We start from the raw sequence: 11791 nt of genomic DNA, 5'->3' as shown, positions 1-11791 counted from the left end.
GGAAATACACGTGCCTCGTTTTGCCGCCAACCTCTCCATGCTCTGGACAGAGCTGCCGTTCCTCGACCGTTTTGCCGCCGCTTCAAAAGCCGGCTTCAAGGCCGTGGAGTTTCTGTTTCCCTACGACCACCCTGCCGAGGAGGTCGCGAAGCGTCTCAAGGACAACCAGCTTGAGCCGGTGCTGCACAACCTGCCACCGGGCGACTGGGCTGGGGGAGAACGCGGCATCGCCTGCATCCCCGGACGCGAAGACGAGTTCCGCGCCGGGGTGGCCAGGGCCGCGAGTTACGCGCCGGTGATCGGCGTGCAACGCTGGCACTGCATGGCCGGCCTGGTGCCTGCCGGCGTGAGCCAGGCGCAGGCCAGCGCCACCTGGGTGGGCAATGTGCGCTACGCAGCAGCCGAGGCGAAGAAGCTCGGCATCCCGCTGCTGATCGAGCCCATCAACCGTTTCGACATGCCAGGTTACTTTGTCAACCGCCCGCGCCAGGCCATCGAGCTGATGGACGAGGTCGGCTCCGACAACGTCTTCCTGCAGTACGACATTTACCACGCGCAACGCATGGAAGGCGAGCTGGCCAACACCATCCGCGAGCTGCTGCCGCGCATCGCTCACATGCAGCTGGCCGACACACCGGGCCGCCACGAGCCCGGCACCGGCGAGATCGATCACCGCTTCCTGTTCGGGTACATCGACGCGCTGGGCTACACCGGCTGGATCGGCTGTGAATACAAGCCCAAAGATGCAAGCCCCGGCGGCACCGACCGGGGCCTGGGCTGGATCGCAGCCCACGGACAGACGCTTTGAACTCTCCAGCAGAAACACACATGACCAAGAACGGACTCAAAGTCGGCTTCATCGGCCTGGGCACGATGGGCACGCCCATGGCGCTCAACCTGCTCAAGGCAGGGCACGCCCTGTTTGTGAGCAGCCGCAGCAAGGTGCCCGAGGCGTTCGCCGAACAGGGCGCGACCATCTGCACCAACGCCACCGAGGTGGCCAAGCGCGCCGACATCGTCATCACCATGGTGCCCGACACCCCGCACGTGGAGGATGTGCTGTTTGGCGAACACGGCGTGTCCAAAGGACTGCAGGCCGGCAAGGTGGTGGTGGACATGAGTTCCATCAGCCCCATGGCCACCAAGCAGTTTGCGCAGAAGATCAACGCGCTGGGCTGCGAGTACCTGGACGCACCGGTCAGCGGCGGCGAGGTGGGCGCCAAGGCCGCCAGCCTCACCATCATGGTGGGTGGCTCGCAGGACACGTTCGACCGGGTGAAGCCACTGTTTGAAGCCATGGGCAAGAACATCACCCTGGTGGGTGGCAACGGCGACGGCCAGACCACCAAGGTGGCCAACCAGATCATCGTGGCGCTCAACATCGAGGCCGTGGCCGAGGCCCTGCTGTTTGCCAGCAAGGCCGGCGCCGACCCGGCCAAGGTGCGCCAGGCGCTGATGGGCGGATTCGCCGCCAGCCGCATTCTGGAAGTGCATGGCGAACGCATGATCCAGCGCACCTTCAAGCCAGGCTTTCGCATCGAGCTGCACCAGAAAGACCTGAACCTCGCGTTGCAGGGCGCGAAAGAACTGGGCCTGAGCCTGCCGCACACGGCGAGCGCGGCGCAGCTGATGCAGAGCTGTGCGGCGCATGGCATGGCGGGGCTGGACCATTCGGCGCTGTGCCGCAGCCTGGAGCACATGGCCAACCACGCCATCGCGCCAGACCCGGCTGCCTGAAGTGCATGCGCGCCCTCTCTCGCCAGCGGAGCGTGTTGGGGTGAAGGTTGGGGTGAGGGCCGGCATTCTCTAAACTCGCCCCATGCCCCACACAACCCCACCCCCCTCCCTGAACGACCCCCGCGCCCTGCTGCGCCACCTGTACGACGTGGCGGTGCAGCGCGCGCTGCCGCTGCACAATACGGCCGCGTTTCTGCCTCCCCCGCCCAGGGGCCGCACCGTGGTGATCGGTGCCGGCAAGGCCGGTGGTGCCATGGCCCAGGCGGTGGAAGCCCTGTGGCCAGCCGACGCACCCATCTCCGGCCTGGTGGTCACGCGCTACGACCACACGCCGCCCCGCCCGGCGGGTTTGAAGGACCGCATCGAGGTGGTGGAAGCCTCGCACCCGGTGCCCGACGCCGCTGGCCTGGCCGCTGCGCAGCGCATCCTGCAACTCACCCAGGGCCTCACGGCCGACGACCTGGTGCTCTGCCTGATCTCGGGTGGTGGCTCCTCGTTGCTCACGCTGCCGGCCGAGGGCCTCACGCTGGAAGACAAGCAACGCATCAACCGCGAACTGCTCAACAGCGGCGCCAACATCCTGGAGATGAACACCGTGCGCAAGCACCTATCGCGCATCAAGGGCGGGCGGCTGGCGGCCGGCTGCGCACCTGCGCGCGTGGTCACCATCACCATCAGCGACGTGCCGGGCGACGACGTGAGCGTGATCGCCAGCGGCCCCACCGTGGCCGACGCCACAAGTTGCGCCGACGCGCTGGATATCCTGCAACGCTACGGCATCGACGTGCCCGCCGGCGTGCGCGCGCAGCTGGAGCGCGGTGAGTTGGAGACGCCCAAGCCGGGTGATGCGCGCCTGCAAGGCCACGAGGTGCACCTGATCGCCACGCCGCAGCAAAGCCTGGAAGCCGCCGCAGCCGCGGCGCGCGCGATCGGGCTCAACACGTATGTACTCAGCGACGAGATCGAAGGCGAATCGCGCGAGGTGGGCAAGGTGCACGCCGCGCTGGCGCGCTCGGCGGCGCTGGGCCGCAGCGATTTCAAGACACCCTGCGTGATCCTCAGCGGCGGCGAGACCACCGTGACCGTGCGACCGCGCGTGGAGGGTCAAGCCAAGGGCAAGGGCGGCAGGGCGGGCGAGTTCTGCCTCGGCATGGCGCAGGCGCTCAATGGCATCGCTGGCGTGTGGGCGCTGGCCGCCGACACCGACGGCATCGACGGCATGGAAGACAACGCCGGCGCGCTCGTCACGCCCGACACCCTGGCCCGCGCCGCCGCGCAGGCACTCAAGGTCACCGATCACCTCGCGCGCAACGACGCTTACGGCTATTTCGAGCCGCTGGGTGACCTGGTGGTCACCGGGCCCACGCACACCAACGTGAACGATTTCAGGGCCGTGCTCGTTCTTTGACGCCCCAACGGGCCGGCAGACGGTTACAAATCGGCCCGGCGGATCGTTTCTAATGTCGCCTTGGCCGCCGGTTGTCCGGCCTGGCCACCGCTGACGGGCGTGCACGCCCCACCAAGTCGGCAAACCACCCTGTACTCGATGCCGATTGCGCCCGCAGGGCGCCAAGGAATGCTTTTTTGCGCAGCAACTTCAACCGCTCAGCCCTGGTGCGCCAGCTCGCCGGCTGGCAACCCACGCCCGCGGAGGTCTCCCGGCAAGACCTGGCCGAGCGGCTGGGTCATTGGCTCAACGTGGCCGACGCCATCGCGCTGAGTTCGCTCCACCAGGCCCTGCCCGCCGTGGCACGCGCCCGGCGCCCCGCAGTGTCGGCGAGCGCCAGCAGCGTGCAGGCCGAGCTCCAGCGCGTGCGCGCCACCCTGAGCCAGGCCATCACCGCCCCTCCAGGTGAACCCGGTGATGAGCCTGCCGATGACGCCGACGCCAGCTTCGCCCTGCACCACCAGCGCTGTCTGGAACAGCAGCGCCGCATGGAAATGAGCGTGGACGCCTTGCGTGGCCATGTGCGCAAGACCCTGTCACAAACCTCCCCGCGCCTGGCGCAGCTCGCCGCGCTGGACGCCGTGCTCGACCCGATGCTGGGCGGGCGCGAACAGAAGCTGCTGTCCACCGTGCCGGTCTTTCTCAAGGCGCGCTTCGACCAGTTGCGCCAGACCCACCCCGGCGGCTGGCAGCCGCTGTTTGAACACGAGCTGCAGCAAACGCTGCTGGCTGAGCTCGACCTGCGGCTGCAGCCTGTGGCCGGCATGGTCGAAGCCCTCGGCCAGGAAGTGAAACAACACCCATGAACCACAACGCAGTGAACCGCCTCTTTTTCGCCAGCGCCTTTGCCCTCGGCCTCATCGCCGTGGTCTGGGTCGGCGCGGGCTTTGTCGGCACCAGTGCCATCGCCCTGGCCATGACCGTGGCCATCGGCGGGGTCTACCTGCTGGGCGCGCAGGAGGTCCGGCGCTTTCGTGCCCTCACGGCCGGGCTGGCGCAGGCGCTGGCTGACGTGCCGCAGCCGCTGGTGCACTTGAGCGACTGGCTCGGCCGCGTGCCGCCCGGGCTGCACAACGCCGTGCGCACACGGATCGAAGGTGAAAGAGGTGCCTTGCCGGGCCTGGCCCTCACGCCTTACCTCATCGGCTTGCTGGTGATGCTGGGCATGCTCGGCACCTTCCTGGGTCTGGTCGTCACCTTCCGGGGTGCCGTGTTCACGCTCGAAGGAACGGCCGACCTGCAGGCCATCCGTTCGGCGCTGGCCGCGCCCATCAAGGGCCTGGGCCTGGCGTTCGGCACCTCCGTCGTGGGCGTGGCCACCTCGGCCATGCTGGGCCTCATGTCGGTCATCAGCCGGCGCGAGCGCATGGAGGTGGTGCGCCAGCTCGACGCCCAGATCACCACCGTGTTCCACCCGTTTTCGCTCGCGCACCAGCGCAATGAAACCTTCAAGGCGCTGCAGCAGCAGGCCGGTGCCTTGCCCGCCGTGGTGGACCAGCTGCAGGCCCTGATGGCGCAGATGGAGCGCCGCGGCCAGCAGCTCGACGAACAGTTGCTGGAGCGCCAGGCGCTGTTTCACCGCGAAGCCGGTGTGGCTTACCAGGAGCTTGGCCAGTCGGTGGCGCGCTCGCTGAACGAGAGCCTGTCGGCCAGCGCGCGCATCGCTGGCGAGACCTTGCAGCCGGTGGTGTCCAACGCCATGGCGGCCATCGCGAGCGAGTCCACGCGCCTGCACGAGCGCGTGGGTGCTGCGGTGCAGGCACAACTCGACGGCATCTCGATCCGCTGGGACGCCACCGCCACCACAGTGGCGCAGGGCTGGAGCGCCGCGCTGCAGCAGCACGCGCACACCACCGAACAACAGGCCGTTGGTCTGGAGCGGGCACTCGGGGCCTTCACCAGCACCTTCGAGCAACGTTCCGCCGCCTTGCTCGCCAGCGTGCACGACACCGTGTCGCGTTCCCGGGCTGAGCAGACCGTGGCCGAACAGCACCAGCAGACCGCCTGGAAAGAGGCCTTGCAGGCCATGGCCACCACGCTGCAGGGCGAGTGGCAACAGCTGGGTGCGCAGACCCTGGCCCAGCAGCAGGCTGTGGGCCAGACGCTGCAGCAGACCGCGACCGACTGGCGTTCCGAGCTGGCCGCCTTGCGCAGCGACGAAGCCACGCGCTTTGATGCGGCCGTGCAGCGCCTGGGCGAACTGCAGACGTCACTCAACACCCAGGTGGCCACCCACCTGGCCCTGCTGGGTGCCGCGATCGAGGCACCCATCGCGCGCCTGTTGGAAACGGCCACCGAGGCGCCCAAGGCCGCGGCCGAGGTGATCGCGCAGCTGCGCCGGGAAGCCACGCAGCTGGGCGAGCGCGACAACCTCGCACTGCGGGAACGCACGGCCCTCATGAACAACATCGGCAGCCTGCTGCAGACCGTTCAGCACGCCACGGGCGAGCAACGCGAGGCCATCGAATCGCTGGTGACCTCGGCCAGCGCCGTGCTCGACCAGGTGGGCCGCCAGTTCGCCGAGACCGTGGGTGCGCAAGCCCACCGCGCGCAAGAGGTGGCCGCTCAGGTGAGTGGCAGCGCGATCGAACTCGCCAGCCTCGGAGAAGCCTTCGGTCACGGCGTGCAGCTCTTCGCCGCCACCAACGAAAAACTCATCGGCAGCCTGCAACGCATCGAAGAGGCGGTGGGGCAGTCGATGGTGCGCAGCGACGAGCAACTGGCCTACTACGTGGCGCAGGCGCGCGAGGTGATCGATCTGAGCATCAGCTCGCAGCAAGGCATCGTGGACGACCTGCGCCGGCTGCGCGCGGCCGAGAGGGCTGCGTGATGACCGGGCTGGACAACGCCCTGGACGACAGCCTGGAGGACGGCACCGGCGAACAGACCGCGCCGGTCTGGGCCGTGTTCGGCGACCTCATGGCCGGTCTGGTGGGCGCCTTCGTGCTCATCCTCATCGGCGTGCTGGTGGTGCAGATGGATCTGGTGGCCAGCCTGCAGGCCGAGGTGCAGAAGCGCCAGCAGGAAGAGGCCCGCCGCATGGCGCTGGAAAAAGCGCTGGCGATCCCGCTGCAGACCGGTCGCGTGACGCTGGACAATGGCCGCATCGGCATCAGCGGCAGCGTGCTGTTTCCGCTCAACTCCGACGAGTTGCGGTCCGAGGGCCGCCTGCTGCTCAAGAGCCTTGTGCCGCCGCTGCAGGTGTACCTGGGCGAGCGCGACGAGATGCTGATGGTCAGCGGCTTCACCGACGATCGCCCGGTGCAGGCCAACAACCAGCGCTACACCGACAACCTGGAGCTCTCGGCCCAGCGCGCGCTCACCGTGACCCGCGTGCTGATCCAGGAGGGCATGCCACCGCAGCGCGTGTTCAGCGCGGCTTTCGGCGCCGAGCAACCCGTGGCCTCCAACGCCGACGAAAAAGGCCGCTCGCTCAACCGGCGGGTGGAGATGGCGCCCGTGCCCAAGGCGGCCAGCGCAGCGAAGGTTTCGCTGCGTGAGTGACGCTGTGCGCGCTCACTATGCGCAGGCCTTGCAGCGGCGCATGCAGGCCGCGCCCGAGGCCGTGCAGCGTGTGCTGCAGGAGCGGCTGCAACGCGCCCTGGCCGAGACAGCCGAGGCGCCCGAGGTGGGCGAAACAAGTCCACCACGCGCCCGGCAGAAGAAGACGCTGTCGCCACTGGGCCAGCTCAACCAGACACTGGCCTCCGCACAGGCCGGACCCGATCTGAAAAGCGCGCAGCGTTTCCGCGAAACCTGGTCCCGCATCTGCGCCGAAGAAGAGGTGACCCAGGCCGTGGAGCGGGGTCCCGAGAACGCGGGCCCGCTCAATTCGCACATGCTCGTGCTGCGCACCCTGGGGCTCATGCGCGATCTCTCGCCCGACTACCTGCGGCGTTTCATGTCGCACGCCGACACGCTGCTGTGGCTGGACCAGGCGCACGGCAGGCTCAAGGAACCAGCGGGCAAAACAAAGCCCGTCAAGACGGGCCGTGTGAAGCGCTGAGGGCCAGCGGCCGGCGGAATGTTCCGCCAGGCCGCTGCCGGTCCATCAGATCTTGGCGGTGGCGATGAAGCTGTCATAGCGCCACTCGGAGAAGCGGCTCCACAGAACCTGGTCGCGCTGGAAGGCGCGCATGTCCTGGTGGATCTTCTTGAACTCGGGCGACTTGGCTTCGTGCGTGGCAAAGACTTCCATGGCGGCCTTGAAGCCCGCGTCCAGCACGTCCTTGGAAAACGGCTTGAGCTTGGTGCCGCTGCCCACCAGGCGCTTGAGGGCGACCGGGTTCAGGGCGTCGTACTTGGCGGTCATGTCCCGCGCGGCCACGGCGCCAGCGGCACGCACGATGGCCTTGTTTTCTGGTGTCAGTGCGTCGAAGGCTTTCTTGTTGATGAAGAACTCCAGCTCGGCGCCACCTTCCCACCAGCCGGGGTAGTAGTAGAACGGCGCGACCTTGTTGAAGCCCAGGCGCTCGTCGTCCGCCGGGCCGACGAACTCCGTGGCGTCCAGCGTGCCTTTTTCCAGCGCCTGGTACACCTCACCAGCGGGCATGTTCTGCGCCACCACGCCCAGCTTGGCCATGGTCTCGCCGAACAGGCCGCCACCCAGGCGCATCTTCAGGCCCTTGAGATCGGCCACGCTCTTGATTTCCTTGCGGTACCAGCCACCCATCTGGGTGCCGGTGTTGCCCGAGCTCATGGAGAGGATGTTGAACTTGCCGTAGAACTCGTCCATCAGCTTGCGGCCATTGCCGTGTTCCATCCAGGCGTCCATGTGGCGCGCGGTCAGGCCAAACGGCACGGCGCAGCCGAAGGCGAAGATGGGGTCTTTGCCGGTGAAGTAGTAGGGCGCTGTCTGCGCCATCTCGATGGTGTTGTCCTGGAGACCATCCACCACACCGAAGGCGGGCATCAGTTCGCCAGCGGCGTGCACGGACACGTCGAACTTGCCGCCCGAGAGGGCCTTGACCGTCTCGGCGAATTTTTCTGCCGAACCGAAAATGGTGGGCAGCGATTTGGGGAAGCTGGAAGCCAGGCGCCAGCGCACAGCGGCCTGTGCGTGCACGGCGGGGGCGATACCGGTGGTCAGGACGCCGGCGATGCCAGCGTTCTTGATCATTGAACGACGATCCATTGAACTTGTCTCCAGAGGGAAGGTGGCAGTGAACAGGCATGGGGTTCCCATGCCCTGGGGGGTGTCAAGTGTGCCATTTCCTGAATGGCGGTTGGCCCGCGCCGGTGCCCGGTGCGACACCGGCCGGCAGCGACGATCAGCGCCGGATCTTCCAACCCGTCTTGAAGACCCACCACACCACCGCCAGGCACACCGCCATGAACGCCAGCGTCATGCCCGTGCTCACGGCGATGTGCACGTCGGCTACGCCGTAGAAGGCCCAGCGCAGACCGCTGATGAGGTAGACAACGGGGTTGAACAGCGACACCGTCTGCCACACCGGAGGCAGCATGTTGATGCTGTAGAACGCACCGCCCAGGAAGGTGAGCGGCGTGATGATGAGCAGCGGGATCACCTGAAGTTTCTGGAAGCTGTCGGCCCACAGGCCGATGATGAAACCGAACAGGCAGAAAGTGACGGCGGTGAGCACAAGGAAGCCCACCATCCACACCGGGTGCGCCACCTCGTACGGCACAAAGGCGCGCGCTGTCAGCAGGATCAGCAGACCCAGCGTGAGGCTCTTGGTGGCCGCCGCGCCCACATAGCCCAGCAGCACCTCGACCCAGTTCACCGGCGCACTCAGCAGTTCGTAGATGGTGCCGGACCATTTGGGCATGTAGATGCCGAAGGCCGCGTTGGAAATGCTCTCGCTCAGCAGCGAGAGCATGAGCAGGCCGGGGATGATGTAAGCGCCGTAGCTCACACCGTCGATGTTGCCCATGCGCGAGCCGATGGCCGAGCCGAAGACGATGAAGTACAGCGAGGTGCTGAGCACCGGCGCGATGATGCTTTGCGCCCAGGTGCGCAAGGCGCGGTTCATTTCAAACTGGTAAATGGCCCGCACGGCGTGAAAGTTCATGCCACGACCTCTTTCTGTTCATGGACCAGGCTGACAAAGATGTCTTCGAGCGAACTCTCGCTGGAGCGCAGGTCCTTGAAGTGGATGCCGTGCTCGCCCAGCGCGCGCAGCAGCTCGGCGATGCCGGTGTCGTCCTTCTGTGCGTCGAAGGTGTAGGTGAGGGCGTGACCACTCTCGGTGATCTCCAGCGCCCACGAAGCCAGCGCGTCGGGCACGCTGGTGATGGTCTGCTGCAGCGTGAGCGTGAGCTGCTTCTTGCCCAGCTTGCGCATGAGCACGTGTTTGTCTTCCACCACGATCAGCTCCCCCTTGCGGATCACGCCGATGCGGTCGGCCATGTCTTCGGCTTCTTCGATGTAGTGCGTGGTGAGAATGATGGTGGTGCCCGCTTCGCGCAGCTCGCGCACCATGCGCCACATGTCGTGTCGCAGTTCCACGTCCACGCCCGCGCTCGGTTCGTCCAGAAAAAGTATCTTGGGCTCGTGCGAGAGCGCCTTGGCAATGAGCACGCGGCGCTTCATACCGCCCGAGAGCGCCATGATCTTGTTGTCCTTCTTGTCCCAGAGCGAGAGGTCCTTGAGGATCTTCTCGATGTAGGCCGGATCGGGTGCCTTGCCGAAGAGGCCACGGCTGAAACTCACCGTGGCCCACACGGTTTCAAACGAATCGGTGTGCAGTTCCTGTGGCACCAGGCCGATGGCCTCACGCGCCTGGCGGTAGTCGCGCACGGTGTCATGGCCGTCGGCCACCACCGTGCCTTCGGTGGCGTTGGTCATGCCGCAGATGACGCTGATCAGCGTGGTCTTGCCGGCGCCGTTGGGGCCCAGCAAGGCAAAGATCTCGCCGCGGCGGATGTCGAGGTCGACCCGCTTGAGGGCCTGGAAACCACCGGCGTAGGTTTTGCTGACGCCGCGCACGGAGACGATGGCCTCGCTGCCGGGGCTGGCTGGAGTTGAAGACATGGGAGCTCCACGGAAGGTGGATGAAAAAGAGGGTGGATTCTAGGCTGTATCTGTGTACAGTGTTTGCTCCATGTCCACTGCCCACATTCCATTGCAGGCCATCAAGGGCCGCGGGCTGGCCCAGCACCAGCCGCACCGCTTCGAGCGCGACGCCCGCGAGGCGTTCGACGACGGCTGGGGTGCGCTCGACGACGCGTTGCGGGCGCGCGATGAGGCACCACCGCCGGCCACCGAGGTGAGCTTCGAGGACGCGAAGAGCGCCATCACCCACAACGACTCGCCCGACATCGGCTTTCGCCTGGGCCTCAACCCGTACCGGGGTTGCGAACACGGCTGCGTGTACTGCTACGCGCGTCCCAGCCACAGCTACCTCAACCTCTCGCCGGGCATCGACTTCGAAACGAAGCTGATCGCCAAACGCAACATCGCGCAGGTGCTGCAGCGCGAACTGGCCAGTCCGCGCCATGTGCCCGAGCTGCTCGCCATCGGCACCGTTACCGACGCCTATCAACCCGTTGAGCGGGAACTGCGCCTCATGCGCGGTGTGTTGCAGGTGCTGGTCGACACACGGCACCCGCTGGCCATCGTCACCAAGGGCAGCGGTGTGGAGCGCGACATCGACCTGCTCGCGCCCATGGCTGCGCAGGGTCTGGCGGCGGTGTACGTGACCATCACCTCGCTGGACGCCAAACTCACCCGCCTGCTGGAGCCCCGCGCGGCCGCGCCCCACCGCCGGCTGCGCACCATCCGCACGCTGGCCGAGGCTGGCATTCCGGTGGGCGTGAGCGTGGCGCCGCAGATTCCGTTCATCAACGACGACATGGAGCAGGTGCTGGAGGCGGCGCATGAGGCCGGCGCCCGGCGCGCCTTCTACACCGTGCTGCGCCTGCCGCATGAGTTGAGCCCCATGTTTCGGCAGTGGCTGGAGCTGCACTACCCGGACCGCGCCGCGCGTGTGATGGCCCGCGTGCAGGAGATGCGCGGCGGGCGCGACTACAACGCCGACTTCGCGCAACGCATGAAAGGCAGCGGCGTGTGGGCCGACCTGATCCGCCAGCGCTTCGATAAAACCTGCGACCGCCTGGGCTACGCGCGCGAACGCGAGCCGCTAAAAACCACGCTGTTCAGGCCGGCGAGCCTGCAGGGCCAGCAGTCGCTGTTTTGAGCAAGCCCAGCGCGTCCGTGCGCCAGTGGTGCAGGGCCTCGTAAAAGCCTTCCCACACGCAGCCGTTGCAACCGCGCCCGCAGCAGGTGGAGGGCTCGGGCGGGGGCGGGCGCAGGGCCGCATCCAGGTGCATGCCCTGGCGCTGCGCCAGGCCGCGCAGGTGGGCCACCAGGGCTTGTGCGGTGGGCAGGTCGGCCAGCGGCACCTGGGCCGGGTCGTGGCGCACGAAGCGGGGCTGTGTGCGGCCTTCAAATTCCCCTGTCTCGCCAAACATGGCCGCTGGACGCACCCACTGGCCCCATCCGCCGTAGAGCGCGCGGTACAGCGTCATGCCCTGCAGGGTCTCGCTGCAGCGCACAGTGTCGAGCACCTCGTACCAGCCGCCCTTGTAGTGGCGGTAGAGGCCGGGTGCGGTGGGGTTCAGCGGGGGCAGGTCGTTGTCGGTCAT

Annotated in this window: 12 protein-coding genes and 1 pseudogene; 8 read left to right on the top strand and 5 right to left on the bottom strand. The window is 67.2% G+C overall.

The features are described 5' to 3' along the window. The first annotated feature begins 10 nt into the window (after positions 1-10). From hyi to F9Z44_RS15890, 7 genes are all read left to right on the top strand, one after another. Entirely contained in the window at positions 11-808 is a 798-nt protein-coding gene (hyi, locus tag F9Z44_RS15920; RefSeq protein WP_159607713.1) for a hydroxypyruvate isomerase, read from the top strand. Positions 809-828: 20 nt separating this feature from the next. Then, positions 829-1737 (top strand): 2-hydroxy-3-oxopropionate reductase, encoded by a 909-nt coding sequence (glxR, locus tag F9Z44_RS15915; RefSeq protein ID WP_159607712.1) that lies wholly within the window; start codon positions 829-831, stop codon positions 1735-1737. An 82-nt stretch (positions 1738-1819) separates the two neighbouring features. Beyond that, positions 1820-3145, top strand: a complete 1326-nt coding sequence (locus F9Z44_RS15910) for a glycerate kinase type-2 family protein (protein WP_159607711.1) — start codon at positions 1820-1822, stop codon at positions 3143-3145. 176 nt (positions 3146-3321) lie between these two features. Next, positions 3322-3990: a DUF3348 family protein gene (locus tag F9Z44_RS15905; protein ID WP_159607710.1), complete on the top strand. Its 669-nt coding sequence runs from the start codon at positions 3322-3324 to the stop codon at positions 3988-3990. Next, entirely contained in the window at positions 3987-6014 is a 2028-nt protein-coding gene (locus tag F9Z44_RS15900) for a DUF802 domain-containing protein (RefSeq protein WP_159607709.1), read from the top strand. Before F9Z44_RS15905 ends, F9Z44_RS15900 begins: the two co-directional genes overlap by 4 nt. After that, entirely contained in the window at positions 6014-6688 is a 675-nt protein-coding gene (locus F9Z44_RS15895) for an OmpA family protein (RefSeq protein WP_159607708.1), read from the top strand. Before F9Z44_RS15900 ends, F9Z44_RS15895 begins: the two co-directional genes overlap by 1 nt. Then, positions 6681-7190: a DUF2894 domain-containing protein gene (locus F9Z44_RS15890; RefSeq protein ID WP_159607707.1), complete on the top strand. Its 510-nt coding sequence runs from the start codon at positions 6681-6683 to the stop codon at positions 7188-7190. Before F9Z44_RS15895 ends, F9Z44_RS15890 begins: the two co-directional genes overlap by 8 nt. A gap of 45 nt (positions 7191-7235) precedes the next feature. Here the strand turns inward: F9Z44_RS15890 and F9Z44_RS15885 are convergent, their stop codons facing one another. From F9Z44_RS15885 to F9Z44_RS15875, 3 genes are all read right to left on the bottom strand, one after another. Beyond that, complete coding sequence (locus tag F9Z44_RS15885) at positions 7236-8318, bottom strand: TRAP transporter substrate-binding protein (RefSeq protein ID WP_159607706.1); 1083 nt, start codon at positions 8316-8318, stop codon at positions 7236-7238. A 136-nt stretch (positions 8319-8454) separates the two neighbouring features. Next, complete coding sequence (locus F9Z44_RS15880; protein ID WP_159607705.1) at positions 8455-9216, bottom strand: ABC transporter permease; 762 nt, start codon at positions 9214-9216, stop codon at positions 8455-8457. Next, positions 9213-10178 (bottom strand): ABC transporter ATP-binding protein, encoded by a 966-nt coding sequence (locus F9Z44_RS15875; protein ID WP_159607704.1) that lies wholly within the window; start codon positions 10176-10178, stop codon positions 9213-9215. Before F9Z44_RS15875 ends, F9Z44_RS15880 begins: the two co-directional genes overlap by 4 nt. 70 nt (positions 10179-10248) lie before the next feature. On the opposite strand from F9Z44_RS15875, the gene F9Z44_RS15870 reads away from it, so the two are divergent. Continuing rightward, a complete protein-coding gene (locus F9Z44_RS15870; protein ID WP_159607703.1) occupies positions 10249-11343 on the top strand; it encodes a PA0069 family radical SAM protein in 1095 nt (364 codons plus the stop codon). On the opposite strand, the gene F9Z44_RS15865 is transcribed toward F9Z44_RS15870, so the two are convergent. After that, on the bottom strand, positions 11303-11476 hold the full coding sequence (locus F9Z44_RS15865; RefSeq protein WP_442907294.1) for an oxidoreductase-like domain-containing protein: 174 nt from the start codon (positions 11474-11476) through the stop codon (positions 11303-11305). The genes F9Z44_RS15870 and F9Z44_RS15865 overlap by 41 nt on opposite strands. Before the next feature lie 93 nt (positions 11477-11569). Further along, a pseudogene (locus F9Z44_RS22795) lies at positions 11570-11791 on the bottom strand (DUF1653 domain-containing protein); the annotation flags it as partial.

The sequence above is a fragment of the Hydrogenophaga sp. PBL-H3 genome (assembly GCF_010104355.1).
Lineage (GTDB): Bacteria > Pseudomonadota > Gammaproteobacteria > Burkholderiales > Burkholderiaceae_C > Hydrogenophaga.
This window is presented reverse-complemented; position numbering and strand designations above follow the sequence as displayed.